General features: G+C 45.6%; 19 protein-coding genes. 5 read left to right on the top strand and 14 right to left on the bottom strand.

From position 1 onward, the window contains the following. Both B5F25_RS11235 and udk read right to left on the bottom strand, forming a co-directional pair. Window positions 1–1,380 carry a transglycosylase SLT domain-containing protein gene (locus B5F25_RS11235; protein ID WP_087249627.1) on the bottom strand — a complete coding sequence of 460 codons (1,380 nt, stop codon included), beginning with the start codon at window positions 1,378–1,380 and terminating at the stop codon, window positions 1–3. Next, a complete protein-coding gene (udk, locus tag B5F25_RS11230; protein ID WP_087249625.1) occupies window positions 1,377–1,988 on the bottom strand; it encodes a uridine kinase in 612 nt (203 codons plus the stop codon). The genes B5F25_RS11235 and udk overlap by 4 nt, the downstream gene beginning before the upstream one ends. Window positions 1,989–2,245: 257 nt before the next feature. Here udk and B5F25_RS11225 point away from each other — a divergent pair, with 257 nt between their 5' ends. The 3 genes from B5F25_RS11225 (at window position 2,246) to tpx (ending at window position 3,647) form a co-directional block, all read left to right on the top strand. Next, complete coding sequence (locus B5F25_RS11225; protein WP_022039383.1) at window positions 2,246–2,548, top strand: Dabb family protein; 303 nt, start codon at window positions 2,246–2,248, stop codon at window positions 2,546–2,548. A 7-nt stretch (window positions 2,549–2,555) separates the two neighbouring features. Next, the gene (locus tag B5F25_RS11220; protein ID WP_022039384.1) at window positions 2,556–3,029 is read left to right on the top strand and encodes a PaaI family thioesterase; all 474 of its coding nucleotides are present in this window, start codon (window positions 2,556–2,558) and stop codon (window positions 3,027–3,029) included. 111 nt (window positions 3,030–3,140) lie between these two features. After that, complete coding sequence (gene tpx / locus B5F25_RS11215; RefSeq protein ID WP_022039385.1) at window positions 3,141–3,647, top strand: thiol peroxidase; 507 nt, start codon at window positions 3,141–3,143, stop codon at window positions 3,645–3,647. Between the two features lie 72 nt (window positions 3,648–3,719). Here the strand turns inward: tpx and B5F25_RS11210 are convergent, their stop codons facing one another. The 5 genes from B5F25_RS11210 to B5F25_RS11190 form a co-directional block, all read right to left on the bottom strand. Then, window positions 3,720–4,784: a mannose-1-phosphate guanylyltransferase gene (locus B5F25_RS11210; RefSeq protein WP_022039386.1), complete on the bottom strand. Its 1,065-nt coding sequence runs from the start codon at window positions 4,782–4,784 to the stop codon at window positions 3,720–3,722. 252 nt (window positions 4,785–5,036) lie between these two features. After that, a complete protein-coding gene (gene xylE / locus B5F25_RS11205) occupies window positions 5,037–6,509 on the bottom strand; it encodes a D-xylose transporter XylE (RefSeq protein ID WP_022039387.1) in 1,473 nt (490 codons plus the stop codon). A 125-nt stretch (window positions 6,510–6,634) separates the two neighbouring features. Continuing rightward, complete coding sequence (gene xylA, locus B5F25_RS11200) at window positions 6,635–7,951, bottom strand: xylose isomerase (protein WP_022039388.1); 1,317 nt, start codon at window positions 7,949–7,951, stop codon at window positions 6,635–6,637. Window positions 7,952–8,227: 276 nt separating this feature from the next. Then, window positions 8,228–9,715, bottom strand: a complete 1,488-nt coding sequence (locus B5F25_RS11195; protein WP_022039389.1) for an FGGY-family carbohydrate kinase — start codon at window positions 9,713–9,715, stop codon at window positions 8,228–8,230. A 12-nt stretch (window positions 9,716–9,727) separates the two neighbouring features. Continuing rightward, on the bottom strand, window positions 9,728–10,465 hold the full coding sequence (locus B5F25_RS11190) for an NUDIX domain-containing protein (protein ID WP_087249623.1): 738 nt from the start codon (window positions 10,463–10,465) through the stop codon (window positions 9,728–9,730). Window positions 10,466–10,928: 463 nt separating this feature from the next. On the opposite strand from B5F25_RS11190, the gene thiD reads away from it, so the two are divergent. Together thiD and fabD are read left to right on the top strand one after the other, a co-directional pair. Beyond that, a complete protein-coding gene (thiD, locus tag B5F25_RS11180; protein ID WP_022039392.1) occupies window positions 10,929–11,777 on the top strand; it encodes a bifunctional hydroxymethylpyrimidine kinase/phosphomethylpyrimidine kinase in 849 nt (282 codons plus the stop codon). A gap of 151 nt (window positions 11,778–11,928) precedes the next feature. Continuing rightward, complete coding sequence (fabD, locus tag B5F25_RS11175; protein ID WP_013618893.1) at window positions 11,929–12,813, top strand: ACP S-malonyltransferase; 885 nt, start codon at window positions 11,929–11,931, stop codon at window positions 12,811–12,813. A 263-nt stretch (window positions 12,814–13,076) separates the two neighbouring features. On the opposite strand, the gene B5F25_RS11170 is transcribed toward fabD, so the two are convergent. The 7 genes from B5F25_RS11170 to B5F25_RS21770 all read right to left on the bottom strand — a co-directional run bounded on the left by B5F25_RS11170 (window position 13,077) and on the right by B5F25_RS21770 (window position 19,440). Next, the gene (locus tag B5F25_RS11170) at window positions 13,077–13,268 is read right to left on the bottom strand and encodes a hypothetical protein (RefSeq protein WP_162614404.1); all 192 of its coding nucleotides are present in this window, start codon (window positions 13,266–13,268) and stop codon (window positions 13,077–13,079) included. 43 nt (window positions 13,269–13,311) lie between these two features. Continuing rightward, a complete protein-coding gene (locus B5F25_RS11165; protein ID WP_087249617.1) occupies window positions 13,312–15,009 on the bottom strand; it encodes an alpha-amylase family glycosyl hydrolase in 1,698 nt (565 codons plus the stop codon). Between the two features lie 90 nt (window positions 15,010–15,099). Then, window positions 15,100–16,185, bottom strand: a complete 1,086-nt coding sequence (locus tag B5F25_RS11160) for an HpaII family restriction endonuclease (RefSeq protein ID WP_087212401.1) — start codon at window positions 16,183–16,185, stop codon at window positions 15,100–15,102. Window positions 16,186–16,567: 382 nt separating this feature from the next. Continuing rightward, window positions 16,568–17,224 carry an FKBP-type peptidyl-prolyl cis-trans isomerase gene (locus B5F25_RS11155; RefSeq protein ID WP_087249653.1) on the bottom strand — a complete coding sequence of 219 codons (657 nt, stop codon included), beginning with the start codon at window positions 17,222–17,224 and terminating at the stop codon, window positions 16,568–16,570. 11 nt (window positions 17,225–17,235) lie between these two features. Next, complete coding sequence (locus B5F25_RS11150; protein ID WP_013617809.1) at window positions 17,236–18,780, bottom strand: glycine--tRNA ligase; 1,545 nt, start codon at window positions 18,778–18,780, stop codon at window positions 17,236–17,238. 123 nt (window positions 18,781–18,903) lie between these two features. Continuing rightward, window positions 18,904–19,098 carry a hypothetical protein gene (locus B5F25_RS11145; RefSeq protein ID WP_087249615.1) on the bottom strand — a complete coding sequence of 65 codons (195 nt, stop codon included), beginning with the start codon at window positions 19,096–19,098 and terminating at the stop codon, window positions 18,904–18,906. Between the two features lie 105 nt (window positions 19,099–19,203). Further along, window positions 19,204–19,440 (bottom strand): hypothetical protein, encoded by a 237-nt coding sequence (locus B5F25_RS21770; RefSeq protein WP_087249613.1) that lies wholly within the window; start codon window positions 19,438–19,440, stop codon window positions 19,204–19,206. Window positions 19,441–19,825 lie beyond the last annotated feature (385 nt).

The following is a 19,825-nucleotide window of genomic DNA, read 5'->3' as shown; positions in this document are numbered from 1 at the left end:
TTACCTTTTGATTTTCTTTTTGTAAAGGTCGGCACGCCCCATTACATCACGCACAAAATTATAAGTTTCCGTACCACGGAAATAACCGTTTTTACAAACCGGATCCTGATAATATTCCTCATTGCTCTTCAGCAAGATATAATGGTCTACATGGTGCTCCCACCGATAAGGGTCTTTTCCATATTTCTTCGCCAAAGCCATGGCATCGGTTATGTGTCCTGCTCCTGCATTGTAAGCCGCCAATACGAACTTCACCTGCTCATCCTTGTCATCCACCTTCCGGAAAATATTCTGCAACTGGGCTATATACTTTACCCCTCCTTTGATACTCTCTTCCGGGTCTTGCTCCTTGCCCCTTGGAATCCCCATAGCATGAGCCGTAACAGGCATCAGCTGCATCAGTCCTTTAGCACCGGCCCACGACACTACATCCGGATTGAAATTCGATTCCGTATAAACCAATGCTGCAAGCAACCGCCAATCCCATCCGATTTCTTTAGCATACTTACGGAACAAATCATCGTAATGCGATATCTTTCCATCCTTCACCGAGAGAATAGAACCATGCACCGGCTGCTTGTTAAGTTCAAAATAACGGCGTGCACTTGCCTTGAATTCCGGTGAATTGATATTTTCCTTGTGCCATTTATCTGCTGCCTGGGCAAGCAAAGGCGATGTTTTACGTACTGCCCACGAAGCACGCTGGTCGAAACTGACCACCAGCCTGATATCCAAGTCAGAATAATATGTACGGTTTATCTTTGCCACTTCATTGGTAGCTACGGTATAATCTATCTTACCTTCAGCCACCTGCGTAATCAAATCCTCGGTCGACAAGCTGTCCGCATCTACCAAATGAATACGTATGCCTCCTCCCAGCTCTTCATTCAAATGAACCAGACGTTCATAGTACTTTCCGGGACTTACATACACATCTTTGTCAATTAACTGGGTCACATCTTTCACTGCATCTCTACCTCTGCGTTGTACTACGACCTGATGCGTAATATTCTCCTCACCACAATAAATCAGACTGTCTTTCCACGCCTGTGTAATATCCAGATTATAAGCTATGAGGTCGCCTTTACCTTCCAGCAGGCATCGCACCATTTCCGAAGGATTGTTCACCACCTTCAGCTTCATTTTCAATCCCAGCGAGTGCACGAACTGCTGTGCCAACTCATATTGAAATCCCATCGGTTCGCCCCGATAATTGAAATAGGAAGTAGAACTGTTGGCAGTAAGCACCACCAGTTCTCCACGTTCTTTAATGACAGGCAAATCAACATTCGCCTCACCTCCTGCCGACTGCCTGCCACTACAAGCTACCGACAGCCAACATATCAGTCCTATCCAACTCCAGAAAACAACTGTTTTCATCGGCCAATGATTTTTTCTATATATAGCTTCAGTATCTCGATAGCCTTCCAGTTGTGTCCACCTTGTGGAACAATCAAGTCTGCATATTGCTTGGCTGGTTCAATAAACTCCTGATGCATCGGTTTCAGCACCTTTACATACCGGTCCATCACGGCTTCGGCTGTACGTCCGCGCTCAATCACGTCCCGCTGGATAACCCGAATCAACCGTTCATCCGAATCTGCATCCACAAACACCCGCAAATCCATCAAATCCCGCAAGCGCTTATCACTTAATGCCAGAATACCTTCGATTATCACCACTTTACGCGGTTCTATATGAATGGTTTCAGGTTGTCGTGTACAAGTCAGATAAGAATAAACCGGCTGTTCTATCGCTTTTCCCTGCCGGAGCATCTCCACCTGTTTCGACAAAAGTTCCCAATCGAATGCATCAGGATGGTCGAAATTTATGTTCTGGCGTTCCTCTACAGGTATATGGCTACTGTCCTTATAATACGAGTCCAAAGGCAATAATGCCACTTCGTTGGCAGGCAAACTATCGACTATACTTTTTACGACTGTTGTTTTTCCGGAGCCTGTTCCTCCGGCAATACCGATGATAATCATGCTTTACTGGTTTTTAGATGTGGATAATTTGCACAAATATACACATTTTTCTCCTGCCCGCATCAAAAAAACGTTTTTTCAGCATATTTTATACCTTGAATTTACAAGAATGAGACATTGGCTGAATGAGGACATCCATGAAAAATAAAATCCATAAATCCGAAATGAAAAAAGCCCCTTGAAACAATCGCCGTAATCCGGAAAATACTTACATTTGTAGCAATAGACACAAGCATAAATTTTAAAACTTTTACATCATGGTAAAACATATTGTATTATTCAAGCTGAAAGAGACACTGACACAAACCGAAAAACAAGACGTTATGCACCGCTTCAAGGAAGCCATCGAAGCCTTACCGGCCCGCATACCGACTATCCGGCACATCTTTGTAGGACTGAACATCAATCCGGATGAAAAATGGGACATCTGCCTGGAAAGTGAATTTGACACACTGGAAGATATGAAAGCCTATTCAATTCACCCCGACCACCTGGCTGCTGCCGGAATCCTGAATGGATACAGACAAGACCGCGCCTGCACAGATTATATCATCAATTGACAAAGTTATGAAAAAAATTATCAACCCATGGGAAGGCATGAAGGGATATAACTGTTTCGGATGTGCTCCGCAAAATCCTTCAGGACTGAAAATGGAATTTTATGAAGATGGAGACAGTATCGTCAGTTACTGGAAACCTGATGAAAAATACCAGGGATGGCTGGACACACTGCATGGAGGCATCCAGGCTTTATTGCTCGACGAAACATGCGGATGGGTCGTCATGCGTAAACTACAAACCGCAGGCGTCACTTCAAAAATGGAAACCCGTTACCTGAAACCAGTACATACCACTGACAAGCTGCTTACCATCCGCGCTTCCATCCGTGAGCAACGAAGAAACATTATCACCATCGAAGCAACCCTCACCAATGAAGCAGGCGAAGTATGCACACAAGCCGTCTGTACCTACTTTGCCTTTCCACGTGAAAAAGCCGAACACGAAATGCATTTTCATGAATGTAAAGTAGAAGGAGAATAAAAAGAACTATTCGAAAAACATAAAAATAGCAAAAAGCATAAACTTGCACAACCAAAATCGAGGTTCTTTTGTTAACTTTACATAGAAGTTTAATTGATATACAAAGTAAATATGGCAAAAACAGCATTTCAAGGAAACCCTGTCACCCTGGCAGGTGAATTTGTAAAAACAGGAACGCAAGCTCCTGATTTTTCACTGGTAAAAGGGGATTTAAGTAGTTTCACCCTGGCAGACACCAAAGGGAAATATGCCCTGCTGAACATCTTCCCCAGCATGGACACAGGAGTATGCGCAGCATCGGTACGTAAATTCAACCAACTGGCAGCCCAAATGAGTGATACCATTGTATTGGCAATCTCGAAAGACCTGCCTTTTGCCCAAGGACGGTTCTGCACGACAGAAGGCATTGAGAACGTCATTCCACTATCAGACTATCGCTATACGTCCGATTTCGGAGAAAAATATGGCGTACTGATGACTGACGGTGTATTGTGCGGACTACTGGCACGGGCGGTGGTTATCATCAATCCGGAAGGCAAAGTAGTTTATACCGAACTGGTACCTGAAATCACCCAAGAGCCTGATTACGAGGCAGCCCTTGCCGCCCTGAAAGGCTAAATCCATCACTGCGGATTACACGGATAAAATCTCATAAGCAGATTTTTTATCTGTGTAATCCGTCGTGTTTTTTTATTCTGCAGCAAATTCCTTGATGCGCTGTTCTTCACTCAAGCGGCAAATCAGCAGACGGTCATTTTTTTCAGCAACGATGTAACCGTCAAGTCCTTGTACCACCACTTTCTTTTCTTCGGTAGTATGTACAATGCAATTACGGCTTTCGTGCAAATGAATGTTTTCTCCGATGCATACATTATTATGAGCGTCTTTATGCAAGTTATCGTGCAACGATCCCCATGTACCCAAGTCACTCCAACCGAATGAAGCCGGGAACACATAAATTTCTTCTGCTTTTTCCATGATGGCATAGTCGATAGAAATGTTTTCGCACGTAGGGAAAAGCTTGTCTATTTTCTCCTGTTCCACCTCTGTATAATAATAAGGCAGCAATCCTTCGAAAATGTTCGACATAGTAGGCTGGTACACCCGAAAAGCATTGACGATGGTGCTGACATTCCAAATGAATATACCGGCATTCCAGAAATAATTTTTCCGCTGTAAGTATCGTTTGGCCGTTTCCAAATCCGGTTTTTCCTTGAATGCATCTACCCGGTAGATTTCTTTATTGGAAGGACATGCCATAGAAAGATCACCTTCAATATATCCATATCCTGTTTCAGGACGCGTAGCCTGCATACCCAGAGTGACAATGGCATCAGAGTCGGCCGTAAACTTCAAAGCAGAATTGACTACCCTTACAAACTCACGCAAATCCATCACTATGTGATCACTCGGAGTAACCACTATATTTGCCTTGGGATTCTTCGCTTTGATTTTCCAACTCACATACGCTATACATGGAGCCGTATTTCTACGGCAAGGTTCTAATAAAATATGCTCGGGATTAATATCTGGAAGCTGTCCTTTCACCAGCTCTGCATAAGCCGCCGATGTGACAATCCACATATTTTCCACTCCGCACACATCACGAAAACGTTCAACCGTAAGCTGAAGCAACGTCTTTCCACATCCTAAAACATCAATGAACTGCTTGGGGAAATCAGTAGTACTCATCGGCCAGAACCGACTTCCCACTCCTCCTGCCATAATGACGACATGATTGTTATTCGAATTCATACTGAATTTATTATTTTAAATCTCAGTTGCAAATATATGTATTTTAATTTCATTAAGGCCATATTCAACAATTTTTTATCTCTTTTTCCAACGCAAAGTGTTATCAAACATAAGAACCTGACTGCTCCTTCTTTATCATAACAGAAACGATGCCATAAAAGCATTTCACCTGAAAAAAAACAAAAGGAGTTAGAAGTAAAATGTAAAGACTTCTAACTCCTTGAGATTATTTCCTGTCCGGAAAAGCCGAAATCAGCGTTTCCGTTTCCAAAGATTACTCATATCTTCCAGTGTCTTTCCCTTGGTCTCCGGAACCAGCCTCCATACAAACAGCGCAGCTATAATACAGATAGCCCCATAAAGACCATAAGTAAACCAATGTCCGAAATCAGGGTCATTGCTTGTCTGCATATTGAACATGGGGACAAACGAAGCACTCACAATCCAATTGAATATCCATTGGAAAGCCACGGCAATGGCTACAGCAGCTCCCCGAATCGTATTAGGAAATATTTCTGAAATGAGCACCCAGCAAATAGGTCCCCATGACATCATGAATGAAGCGCTATAAACCATGATGCTCAACATCGTCACCAGCTCCACACCGGCATGTCCGAAAGTAAACGCTACCCCCAAGGCACCGATAGCCATCCCGATAGAACCTGTGATAAGCAAGGGTTTACGTCCCCATTTTTCAACCGTAAAGATAGCAATAAGCGTAAACAGAATATTGACAATACCCATGATAATGGTTTGCATCATAGGATTCGCCATACCCATGTCATCAAAAATTCGCGGAGCATAATAAAGCACAGCATTGATACCTACAGCCTGCTGGAACACACTCAACATAATACCGACGAAAATAACAAGTACACCGTAAGTAAATACTTTCTCGGTTTTTTCCGTAATGGTATTTCTTATCTCGTTCAGAATGTTATTCCCTTCCGTCTTTCCATTGATTTTACAAAGCACGGAAAGTGCTTTGTCATCTTCTCCAGCCATGACGAGGTAACGCGGAGTCTCGGGCACAAAACAAATCAGTAAGGCAAATAACCCTGCCGGTACAGCTTCACTACCAAACATATAACGCCATCCGGTAGATATGGTCCACGGATCACTTCCTGGAGCCACAGCATTGATGCCCTGACCGATAGATTCTATAACAGGATTGGTATGATCGCCCAGAATAAAGAAATTCACCATATATACGACCAGCTGACCAAAAATAATGGCAAACTGATTCCACGATACCAATGTACCTCGGATATTAGACGGAGCCACTTCAGCGATGTACATCGGACAAATTGCAGAAGCAAGCCCTACCCCTACTCCTCCTATGACACGATAAATATTAAAAGCGATAAGCAACGGATAAGTCGGCACCCCATGCTCGAAAAACAAGAATTCAGGTACCATCGAGCCCAATGCAGAAATAAAAAACATGATACCGGCAAATATCAACGATTTTTTCCGGCCCCAATTCGAAGCCATATAACCAGAAACAGCACTGCCGATAATGCAGCCAATGAGCGCGCTGGCACATGTAAAGCCGTGCCATCCATCCGTATATACAAAATCTTCCGCTCCCAAGAAGAATGCCTGCAATCCTTTTTCCGCACCCGAAATGACTGCTGTATCATATCCGAACAGCAACCCTCCCAACACGGCTACAAGCACAATCGTAAAAAGATAAGTTTTACTTCCTTTTTCGGCGTAATCCATGATATAAAAACAAATAAGGTAAAGAATGAAGAACAAAAAAAATGAAGAACGAAGAACGAAGAATGAAGAACCGGGGTTACATCCGCCTATTCTTCACTCTTCATTCTTAATTCTTCATTCAACTATCAGCAATACATATTCACAATAGCTTCATACAATTCTTGCTTGCCGCTAGTCTGTTTCGGTTCGCCTACGGTCTTGGCGTATGCCACAACATCTTCCAGCGTCAGCTTGCCTTCTTCAAATTCTTTGCCCTTACCAGCATCGAACGAAGCGTAACGGTCTGCCAGCATCTTCTTGTATGGAGATTCTTCCAGCAATTTGGCTGCACTCAGCAGAGCACGTGCCATTACATCCATACCTGCGATGTGTGCAATGAAGATATCTTCCAAGTCGGTAGAGTTACGACGGGTCTTGGCGTCGAAGTTCGTACCGCCGTTGCCCAGACCGCCGTTTCGGATAATCTGCATCATGGCCTGGGTCAGTTCGTAGTTGTCAATCGGGAACTGGTCGGTATCCCATCCGTTCTGGTAATCACCGCGGTTAGCATCGATAGAACCCAGCATGCCGTTGTCTACAGCTACGCACAATTCATGTTCGAAGGTATGGCCGGCCAAGGTAGCGTGGTTTACTTCGATATTTACCTTGAAGTCCTTGTCCAGATTGTGGGCCTTCAAGAAACCTACTACGGTTTCAGTATCCACGTCATACTGGTGCTTGGTCGGTTCCATCGGTTTCGGCTCAATCAGGAATGTACCGGTAAAACCTTTAGCACGTGCATAGTCGCGGGCGATGGTCAACATCTGCGCCAAGTGTTCTTTTTCACGTTTCTGGTCGGTGTTCAGCAATGACATATAGCCTTCACGTCCGCCCCAGAATACATAGTTACTACCGCCGAGTTCGATTGTTGCATCAATGGCATTCTTGATTTGAACACCAGCACGTGCTACAACATCAAAATCCGGATTGGTAGCAGCACCGTTCATATAACGTGCATGACCGAATACATTAGCCGTACCCCACAACAGTTTGATGCCAGTTTCAGCTTGTTTCTGCTTCAGATAAGCCACCACTTCTTTCAGGTTAGCTTCATATTCTTCAATTGTATCGGCTTCATCGCAAAGGTCTACATCGTGGAAGCAATAATACTCGATGCCCATTTTCTGCATGAATTCGAAACCGGCATCCACCTTGTCTTTGGCAGCTTGTACCTTATCAGGATTTCCTTTCCAAGGGAATTTCTTTGTTCCACCACCGAACTGGTCGCCACCTTCTGCACAAAGAGTGTGCCACCATGCCATAGAAAACTTCAACCAGTCTTTCATCTTCTTACCCATTACGACTTTTTCAGGATCATAATAACGGAAAGCCATCGGGTTCTTGCTTTCTACACCTTCGAATTTGATTTTACCAATACCAGGAAAATACTCTTTTGTTGCCATAATTTTATTTGTTTAAAAGTTAATGTATTGATTTTGTGAGTTTTTAAGTTTTTAAGTTTTTAAGTTTGTGAGTTTTTAAGTTTGTGAGTTTTTAAGTTTGTGAGTTTTTAAGTTTGTGAGTTTTTAAGTTTGTGAGTTTTTAGCCTCCTTGCGTTTTCGCACCTTCTGTAGAGACGATGTGCACATCGTCTCTACGATGATGATACCAACGAATGCACACATAATGCCCAAAGAAGCATTAAACTAAGAAACTAAAAAACTAAAGAACTAAAAAACTCAAAAACCTACCTTATGCATGCATTCCAGCCAACGTTGGTAGGCATCTTCGTATGCCGATTTATTAGCCGCATCCGGTTCGATGACAGCCAGCTTATCCAAGGTAGCAAACGCCTCATCATTATTCTTATAAATGCCTGCGCCCATACCTGCACCTTTTGCTGCACCTACCGAACCATCGGTATCATAAAGTTCAATAGTCGCACCGGTCACTCCAGCCAGCGTATTGCGGAATATCGGGCTAAGGAACATATTGGCATGCCCGGCATGGATTTTTTGTACATCCATTCCCATATTCCTCATGATGTCGATGCCATACTTAAACGAGAAGACAATACCTTCCTGTGCCGCACGGATGATATGGTTGCGCGTATGCAGATTAAAGTTAATGCCATGGATAGAGCATCCTGTTTCCCGATTCTGAAGCATACGTTCCGCTCCGTTACCGAAAGGAAGGATACTGATACCACCTGCCCCAATCGGTGCCTGAGCAGCAAGGTCGTTCATTTCAGCATACGAAACACCTGCGGGTACTACCGTACGCTTCACCCATGAATTCAGTATACCCGTACCGTTAATGCAAAGCAATACACCCAAACGAGTCTGGTCTGCCGTATGATTTACATGAGCAAACGTGTTCACACGTGATTGAGGATCGTAATTAACCGAACCGTTTACACCATAAACGACTCCCGATGTACCTGCGGTAGAGGCAATCTCACCCGGATTGAAAACATTCAGAGAAAGTGCGTTATTCGGCTGGTCGCCCGCACGGTAGGTCACCGGAGTTCCTTCTTTCAATCCTAATTCGGCGGCGGCAACGGCGGTCACTCTTCCTTGTTCGGAAAAAGTAGGACGGATATCAGCTATCAACGAACGGTCGAAACCATAATAATCAAGCAGGAACTGAGCGACATCGTTTGCCTGGAAATCCCAGAACATACCTTCCGACAAACCAGAAACGGTAGTACAGATTTCACCAGTCAGACGCATGGCAATGTAATCGCCCGGCAGCATGATTTTATAAATCTGCGAGAAGACATCCGGTTCATTCTCCTTAATCCACGCCAATTTCGAAGCGGTAAAGTTACCCGGAGAGTTCAGCAAATGCGAAAGACACTTCTCTTCGCCCAATGTCTGAAAAGCTTTCTCCCCATAAGGAACAGCACGCGAATCGCACCAAATGATAGCCGGACGAAGCACTTGCTGCTGTTTGTCTACACAAACCAAGCCATGCATCTGATAAGAAATGCCGATAGCGGCAATTTCTTCTTTCTTTGCCCCGCTTTCATTCATAATAGCTTCTGTAGCCAACTTCAAGTTAGCCCACCACATTTCCGGCTTCTGCTCAGCCCATCCCGGATGAACGGCGATAATTTCCGCTTCCGTTTTCGGATAGAAAGCCGAAGCCACACATTTACCTGTCCCGGCGTTTACCAAACTGGCTTTCACCGAAGAACTACCAATATCATACCCTAACAAATACATAGTACAGTACGTTTATTTATGTTTATTATATATCTTCCTGTCAAAACGATAATACCGTGCGGCACGATGCGCAACTCCCTTTTCCTTTTCCTCCAATGGAACCACGTACGGCAACAAAGCGATTTTCTTATGGAAATTACGCACATCAAACTCTTTATCATACACCAGCTGATAAAGCACGCGCAACTGGGCTGCCGTAAATTTACGGGGAAGCAAGTCAAACATCACCGAAGGCGAACTTTCCACATAATGGCGGAGAACCACCAGCGCATCTTTGAGGACACGCAAATGATCAAAAGCCAAACCCTTCACCTCCGATACCGGCATCCAGCAAGCATCATAAGTAGCCGAAAGATTCGTGCTACGGCGGTCTATCTTCAACAACGACAAATAGGCAACGGTTACAATCCGTCCCACCTTATTTTTCGTTATCCGGTGAAAATGTTCCAGCCACAACACATCCCGTGGATCCGACGTACGGTCTTTCGAACCGTAAGCCTTGAATTGATTCATCCGGATATTCTTCAAACCCGTCAATTCCGTAAGCACCCGTTTGGCTGCATCGTCCAAATCCTCATCAGCATAAATCAGACTCCCCGGAAGCTTCATGTCGTTATATCCACTCCCTGCACCCTTGCCGATCTGCCGGACTAAAAGCACACGGAACTGCTCACCATCAAAACCTATCACCACGCAGTCGACCGACACGTGAACGTCTATTATCTGGTTATTTCCGGTTTGCTTTTCCATGAGTATTTTTCTTTGAACACTGCAAATATAAACACTTTTTGCATACGTTGTACACAAATACATAAATTATTTATCATGTTATTAAACATTATTCTTCAAACAAATAGTTTTCGTACATCATACAACAACCATGCATTGCTTTATCGTATCAGATACAAAAAGGGTAAAAGACCGCTTCCGGCTCCTTGCATTCTGCTTTTCAGCCGGCTCTGTTTATCCCCCAACAGGCTATATTTCCCGGCAAAGCCGTCTTGTTTTTATATTCCATGGGCTGGAACGTACATTCCAGCCCATGGAACATACGTTCCAGCCCGTGGAATGTACGTTCCGGCTGGCGGAATATAAAACATACCTAACCGCATAAGACATATCACACACCCAGACAGACGTTTTAAAGCAGGTCCGAACAAGATAACGGGAAATTTCCTACCTTTGCAACCTGAATCATCCAGACACCAAAGACATGAAACACTACCCATGCATATTGACCATCGCCGGTTCCGATTGCAGCGGAGGAGCCGGCATACAGGCAGACATCAAGACCATTTCTGCCTTGGGAGCCTATGCGGCAAGCGCCATCACCGCCATCACCGTACAGAACACCTGCGGAGTAACAGGCATCCACGCCGTGCCTCCCACCTATATCCAAGGGCAAATCCAAGCGGTTATGACGGATATCCCACCTATATCCGTAAAGATAGGCATGCTGAATGACGCCGGAACCATCCGTGCCATAGCCGAATCCCTGCACAGGTTTACACCTTATTATAAATACATCGTGCTCGACCCCGTCATGGTCTCAACCAGCGGGTGCAAGCTCATAGAAGACGATGCCATCGAGGCACTGACCTCCTTGCTGATGCCCCTCGCCACCCTTATCACGCCCAATCTGAGCGAAGCGGAAGTGCTGACGGGAAAACGCATCGCCACGATACCCGACATGGAAAAAGCCGCAAAAGAATTGCTCGCCTTCGGAAGCCAGGCGGTCCTGGTCAAAGGCGGACACCTGAACGAGGCGGAGATGTGCGACGTGCTATATATAAAAGGAGAAGACCGGCCTCACCTGTTTTCTTCACCCAAAATCGAAAGCCGCAACACGCACGGCACCGGATGCACCCTTTCCTCTGCCATTGCCACGTATCTTGCCTTGGGAAAACCCTTGGAAGAAGCGGTCCGGAAAGCCAAGGCATACGTCTATCAAGGTATCTTGTCGGGAAAAGACGTGCATATCGGAGAAGGGCACGGACCGCTGAACCATTTCTTTGCACCGGTTCCCCTAAGGGTAAATGAAGAATTGAGAATGAAGAATTGAGAATGAAGAATTGAGAATGAAGAATTGGCTTATGTATTCCCTCTCCGCACGGAATTGGCTAACGCCGAACATTGTTTCTTCATTCTTCCTTCTTCATTCTTCATTAAAATCACTATCTTTGTCCCAAACATTAACTTAAAAAACAATCGATATGAAAGCATTTGTATTCCCCGGCCAGGGAGCACAATTCGTAGGTATGGGAAAAGACCTTTACGAGACCTCTCCACTGGCGAAAGAATTATTCGAGAAAGCGAATGAAATCTTAGGATACCGCATTACGGATATCATGTTCAACGGCACTGACGAAGATTTGCGCCAGACCAAGGTGACCCAGCCTGCCGTATTCCTGCACTCGGTTATCTCGGCATTGTGTTTAGGCGATGAGTTCAAGCCCGAAATGACCGCCGGACACTCATTAGGCGAATTCTCGGCACTGGTAGCTGCCGGAGCCTTGTCGTTCGAAGACGGATTGAAACTGGTTTACGCCCGTGCCATGGCGATGCAGAAGGCTTGCGAAATGCAACCCTCTACCATGGCGGCTATCATCGCTTTGCCCGACGAGAAAGTGGAAGAAATCTGCGCACAGGTAAGCCAGGAAGGCGAAGTATGTGTAGCCGCTAACTTCAATTGCCCGGGACAAATCGTCATCTCAGGTTCTATCGAAGGCATCAACAAGGCTTGCGAACTGATGAAAGCAGCCGGAGCAAAACGTGCCCTTCCGCTGAAGGTAGGCGGTGCTTTCCATTCTCCGTTGATGAACCCGGCTAAAGTAGAACTGGAGGCGGCTATCAACGCCACGGAATTCCATGCACCGAAATGCCCCATCTACCAGAATGTAGATGCCAGACCGCATACAGACCCGGCTGAAATCAAAGCTAACTTAGTAGCCCAATTGACCGCATCGGTACGCTGGACACAGACTGTACAAAACATGATTGCCGACGGAGCCACTGAATTCGTAGAATGCGGACCGGGTGCCGTATTGCAGGGATTGATTAAGAAAATCAACAAAGAAGCGAACGCACACGGGATCTGAGAAAAATAAGGAAGAATCTTGCATACATCACAAAACCCGTATGCAAGATTCTTCCATTTTATGATTACATCTAACAATCTTCTTATTTTATGAAGAAAATCTCTCATCCCACCATTACTTTCTTCGCAATAACCACTCTTGCTTTAACCATCACCGGATGGTGCTGGAATCAGTTATCCCCTTTCTTAAGCGGCATTTTTGTATTTGACATCAAAGAATATTTCAAGACATCATTCTATGGAATCATTTTATGCACCATTTGGTTATATACTACACGAAAAAGACATAGAAGCTGTTTTGAATTTCTCCAAAATGTTTTTCTTGGCTTGATGTATCCTTTTTCGTGTGTGCTTTGGGCGATTTTTTGGTTCTTTTCGCTCCTGTTCTTCGTCAGATAGCCCGCTATCTTCCTCATCACAGAAGCGAAAATGCCTCAAAAACTCATCCCAAATCATCGCACGATAAATTCAAAACAGCTTCTACATTTGCCGCATAAATTCAAAAAGAAAGCTTCAGCATCTTCCCGCCCAGTGCCGGCACATCTATCGTGACCGCCTTATCAGGCATCCACGAGATGATTTCTTCCTTTCCGGTCAGCAGGTCAGTGACATTGCACCGTGCAAACGAAGGCAGATGAAGAAAATCGAATGCATGTTGCGGAATAGTCACACCGATATGCACGGGGATAGCCTCAAAGTTTGCCACAACCAGAATCACTTCCTTGCCATACTTGCGCAAGAATGCATACTGGCGGTGCTCGTTCATCAGCCAGCCGCCCTGATTGACATACATCAGGTCGAAGAAACTCCCCTTGGAAAGTGCAGCTTCTGTTTGACACAGGTTGAGCACATGTTGGTAATAGCGACGGATTTCCTTTTCTTTAGCGTTCAGCAAATGCAGGTTGTAACGCCCGTGATTGCTCCAACGGCGGATGCTGGGGATGCTCCAATAGTCGAATATCGTGGTGCGCCCGTCACGTCCGCTAAAGCCTTCCGAATCCATTCCTTCCTCACCCAATTCCTGCCCGAAATAAATCATCATCGGATTGGTGTTCATGCAAGCCGAAACCAGCAATGCCGGAAGCCCCTTGCGTGCATCGCCCGCAAAGAAATCGGAAGCGATACGCTGTTCGTCATGATTCTCCAGGAAGTTCAGCATGTGCGGCTGGATGTCATTCACACGCTGCCAACACCCGGTAATGGCGGTTGCCGATGTATATCCGCACACCAATGCACGCAAGGTATCATACAGCCCCACCTTATCATACAGATAATCGAAATGCCCTTTATAGATGTAATTACGGTATTCATCCGGATTGTATACCTCGGCAATAAAGACCAATGCCGGATAATGCGCCTTCACTTTCGGGATAACCCAGCCCCAAAACTCGCAAGGCACCATCTCTGCCATGTCGCACCGGAAACCGTCGATGCCTTTCGAAGCCCAAAACAACAGGATATCTAACATCTTGTGCCACGTGTCCGGCTCGGGATCGAAATGATTGCCCGTATTGCCTATGTAGTCTACACCATAGTTCAGTTTTACCGTTTCATACCAATCGGTCTTGTTGGGGTAAGCATCAAAACGGTTGTTGCCAGTAGCCTTGGCAGGCATCTCATCATACAATCCCTGCTCTTCATCATAGAAATCTATCTCACCGCCAAGATGGGCACCGGGAATATAATAAAAATTATTATCCGGAGCAAATGCCTTCGACGGGTCATCATCCTCACCAAGATCTTTCACACCTTCGGGCTTAGCTATCGAATGGTACTGACGCGCCACATGATTGGGGACAAAATCGATAATCACCTTCAACCCGTTTGTGTGCGAGCGTTGCACCAAAGCCTCAAACTCTTCCATGCGGCGGTCTACATGAACAGCCAAGTCCGGGTCTACATCGTAATAATCACGGATAGCATATGGCGAGCCCGCTTTTCCCTTCACTACTGCCGGATGGTTGCGCGGAATGCCGTAAGCCGAATAATCGGTCTGCGAAGCATGGGCGAGGATACCCGTGTACCAGATATGAGTAGCGCCCAGCTTCTTGATCTCGTGCAAGGCCTTGTTGGTAAAATCATCCATTTTTCCACACCCGTTTTCACTTAAGGTTCCATTTATCTTATTGCGGAGCCCTCTGTTTCCGAACAAACGGGTGAACACCTGATAAATAATCATTTTCCCTTCTTGTTCCATAGTCGTATTTTTTATTTACTAATGTACTACACTTGTGTGTTGTCTGTATTCAAAGATAAAATCCGTATAACCTGTAGCGGAAAGATTTCATCACCGTTTCGTCAGTCCTACTTTCAGATTCAGCTTAAAATAATACACACCGTTCTCACGCTCCAGATAGCCATACTTGTCTTTAGAGGTAGAACCTTTTTCCAGACGCGTATTGTAGAAAAGGAAGTCGGCAAATACCTGGCGGAAAGCCCGCTGGTAACAAAGCACATCTCCATTTCCCGTCACCAACAAGCATCCGTCGATAGCCGAATCGATGCCGTTGTATATCTTTGCCGGACGCATACCGGTAGCAACAGCAAGCAGGAATTCTTTTATCTTATAATCGTAGAAACCGTGCTTGACAATCAATTCATCCTTAATCTTCAGTGGGTTAAGCTGCCTGATGGCTTCTGTCAGATCGGATACCTTAGTCTTGCCCTCCAGCCACATCAGCCGGGTCATTTCACCCAACAAGCGTCCCATGTGCAGGTCTATCATCGAGAGGTTGCTGCGGAAAATCTTGTCAGCCACATCATTATACTTCAAGTTTCCTCCCATACGTTCTATCATCAGCATACGCCCCAATACATCTTCTTCCTCACCAAAGGCATTGATTTTTGCCACAGCAGGTACCGGAAACTTGATACCAGTCTGCTCGAACTTGAAGTTTGCGGCCCTCCCACCGTCCAGCAAGGGATATAATGCTCCCAGCCTCGAACGCACACAGAAGCCCGTCAAGGGCGCGTCTTCACGATAGAACGCTACCTTAAAATCGGTACGGTCATCGGTTTTGGCTTCCAGATTGTATATCGCCACTTCGTCCAAGAAGCCTTCCACTCCTTCGGGCGAGGCAACATCATCGGTTTCCGATTCACGCAAAGCCTGTAATACCAGTTCCGATACCGTAGCAAAATCTTCCCTCGGAACGCGCTTATCCATTTGTTCTCCACATATCCTCACTTCATTCTTCCCGATTACGTACCGGCGTGTCCCATCGTGTTCTTCACGTTGCACCATAGCCACCGGCAGGCACACAGCTTCATTCTGTTTCACATCCGGCGTACCGGCATACACCTGTCCGTCTGCCAGCAAACGGAAAAACGCATAGAGTTCACTCCATTCTTTCTTTGTCGCGTTAAATGCCATAGTCTTGTTATCTTCTTTTTATACTTTTACATCGGCAAAGATAACTAAAAAGCCTTTCAATATCCCTAATATCCGGCGCCGATATCTTAAACAATGTTATAAAACAGATATTTTCCTCTGGATTATTTGCAGATTCAATAAAAGTCCGTACATTTGCAATGTGTTTTTCATAGTATTAGATTTAAGGTTAACAAAAGGTTGGAGTACAGCGGTACTCCTTTTTTTATGCCCTTATGTTCCAAGACGAATCCGGAGCGGAATTTTTCACACAATATAATTCAAAAATAAGTATAAAAACAACATCGGAGATAAAGCTTTGTAACCAGCCTTATCTCCGATATTTGTTCTTTTATCATGCAATGCAGTGAGGTTATACCGCGGATTATTCATCAACGGATACCTGATTTTCCGTTGCCAGAGAAATTGCTTTCCGGCTCCGGTCGTCCGGACCTTTAGGATGAATCACTTCCTCCAGACGAAGGTCGAATATCAATGTGGAATACCCACGAATAGTACCATTTCCCGATGTTCCATATCCCATCTGATACGGGATATAAACCTCCCAATGCTCGCCTTCCTGCATATGAAGCAAGGCAGTAGTCCAACCGGTTATCACCTCGCTTGCCGCAAACGAAACCGGCACATGTACCTCCGCATTCCAATCTCCGGAATAACTTTGGTCGAACACTTCTCCGTTTATCAACCATCCGCGATAATGTACCGCTACCGTATCGGTTGCAAACGGTGTTTCACCTAATTCAGCATCCGCTTCCGTCAAATCCTTTACGTACACATAATCTGAGTTGGTCAGGGTTAAATCTGTTCCCATTCCATCGTTCTGGATTTTATAGTTCGCATAACGGTACCATATTTCTCCAGCAGGCGGATTGGCTACAACATCAGCAATGGAGTCTATATAAGCTACGTTGCGCGCTTCCCAATCGGCGTATGGGTCGGCGGTAGGTGTATCGTCGCTACACGAAGCAAAGACACACATTACCATACCGAGTATCCATAGCCTGACACAATATGTCTTCATCGACCTTTTCATTATTGCAAGGTTTTCAGCAGACTGGTGATGCTCACCTTGTCGGCGATAATATTGTTCAGGTCGGCAATAGCCACACGCTCCTGCTCCATCGTATCGCGGTTACGCAACGTCACGCAGTTGTCTTCCAGCGTCTGATGGTCTACCGTTACGCAATACGGCGTACCGATGGCATCCTGACGGCGGTAACGCTTGCCGATAGAGTCCTTCTCGTCGTACTGGCAATGGAAATGGAACTTCAGGTCGTCCATAATCTCGCGCGCCTTTTCGGGCAGCCCGTCTTTCTTCACCAACGGCATCACGGCAAGCTTCACCGGAGCCAGGGCGGCAGGGAGCTTCAACACCACGCGTGTCTCGCCGTTTTCCAGCTTCTCTTCCGTGTACGAAGCACTCATCACGCTCAGGAACATACGGTCTACGCCGATAGAAGTCTCGATGACATACGGAGTATAAGATTCGTTGATTTCGGGGTCGAAATACTTGATGCTCTTGCCCGAGAACTTCTCGTGCTGGCTCAGGTCGAAGTTGGTGCGCGAGTGGATGCCTTCCACTTCCTTGAACCCGAACGGCATCAGGAACTCGATGTCGGTAGCTGCATTGGCGTAATGCGCCAGCTTCTCGTGGTCGTGATAACGGTAATGGTCATCACCGAAGCCCAGCGCCTTGTGCCATTTCAGGCGGGTTTCCTTCCACTTCTTGAACCATTCCAGCTCGGTGCCCGGCTTAACGAAGAACTGCATTTCCATCTGTTCGAACTCGCGCATGCGGAAGATGAACTGGCGTGCCACGATTTCATTGCGGAACGCCTTGCCTATCTGGGCGATGCCGAAGGGGATTTTCATGCGCCCCGTCTTCTGCACGTTCAGATAGTTCACGAAAATACCTTGTGCGGTTTCCGGACGAAGGTAGACTTTCATCGAACCGTCGGCGGTAGAGCCCATTTCGGTAGAGAACATCAGGTTGAACTGGCGCACCTCGGTCCAGTTCTTCGTGCCCGAGATGGGGCACACGATTTCTTCGTCCAGGATAATCTGGCGCAGCTCGTTCAGGTCCGGTCCGGCATTCATCGCCTGTGTATAGCGTTCGTGCAGGGCGTCACGCTTCGCCTGATGCTCCAGCACGCGTGCATTGGTCGAACGGAATTCCTGCTCGTCGAAAGCATCGCCGTATTTCTTGGCGGCCTTTGCCACCTCCTTGTTTATCTTTTCGTCGTATTTCGCAATCTGGTCTTCAATCAGCACATCGGCACGATAACGCTTTTTCGAGTCGCGGTTGTCGATAAGCGGGTCGTTAAATGCGTCTACGTGCCCCGAAGCCTTCCAGATAGTGGGGTGCATGAAGATTGCCGAATCGATTCCCACGATATTTTCGTGCAAGAGCACCATGCTCTGCCACCAGTATTGCTTGATGTTGTTTTTCAGTTCCACACCGTTCTGTCCATAGTCGTAAACGGCTCCCAGTCCGTCGTAAATTTCACTCGACGGAAACACAAAGCCATATTCCTTACAATGCGAAACCAATTTCTTGAAAACGTCTTCTTGTGCCATTTTTCTTTATCTTTAAATTATTAATTCCGAAACTCATAAATGCGCACAAAGATACGGATTTATCCATAAAAAAGAAGCACAAGTTTATTAATTTATGCGAATCAGGAACAAATCGCCCCGTTTTCATTCGGGCTTCTCGTGAAAGAGCTGCACCGCACGTGCAAACTCCCCACTGATTTGCACCGCCCGCGGATGGTCGATGCGGAACAAGAGGGCAACAATGTTCTCCACGCCTTCATCGTCCGTTATCGTCGAGCTTAAATAATTAAATGAGTATTTGCGGTCGTGTGTCACGCCGGATTTGTAATCCGGAACCATTAGTTGATGATGCGGATTGCAATTGGCTTCGCCGACCTACGGTTTCGCACGCAGAATTACGCTGGATTACAAATCCAGCGTGACAAAAAATCCAATGTCATCATATCACCACACATTAAAAGATGTCACATCCTCTCCCGTACGTTTCTTAATACGGTCGTGCATTTCTTTCTGTATGGTTTCAATAAGTACTTTTTTCTTCCTCCGGTGTTCCTCCAGCCTGCGCATCAGTTCCTCGCGGGTAAAAGCAGCCTGTTCCATAATTTTATTCTTTTGGTTGAGGTCAAAGATAAGCAAAAGAATCCGTATAGCCCTCAAATCTTGCTTACTACACGCATTCATCCAATGCTTTTATGAGATTTTATGAGATTGCTGTTTCCGCAACTGATTCACTCCCCACATAATAATCCCTAAAGCTATCAATCCGAAAAAAGACAAAAACAAAATCAATTCCATAACTCATTTTTCTTTATTAGAATTTGCCAATAATATACATATAAGACCCGCAGCTACCGTCAATAAGACAACAACTGTTCCCAATCCGAACAACAAGGCACGATTTACGTCCAGTTTCATAATACCAGCCAAACCACGCCACCAAAAACTAACTTAGAAGCTGTTTTGAATTTCTCCAAAAAGTTTTTCTTGGCTTGATGTATCTGTTTTCGTGTGTGCTTTGGGCGATTTTTTGGTCCTTTTCGCTCCTGTTCTTCGTCAGATAGCCCGC

Source organism: Bacteroides sp. An19, from assembly GCF_002160215.1.
In the GTDB taxonomy this organism is placed as follows: Bacteria; Bacteroidota; Bacteroidia; order Bacteroidales; family Bacteroidaceae; genus Phocaeicola; species Phocaeicola intestinalis.
The sequence above is the reverse complement of the archived record's forward strand: the minus strand, read 5'-3'. Positions and strand labels throughout refer to the sequence as shown.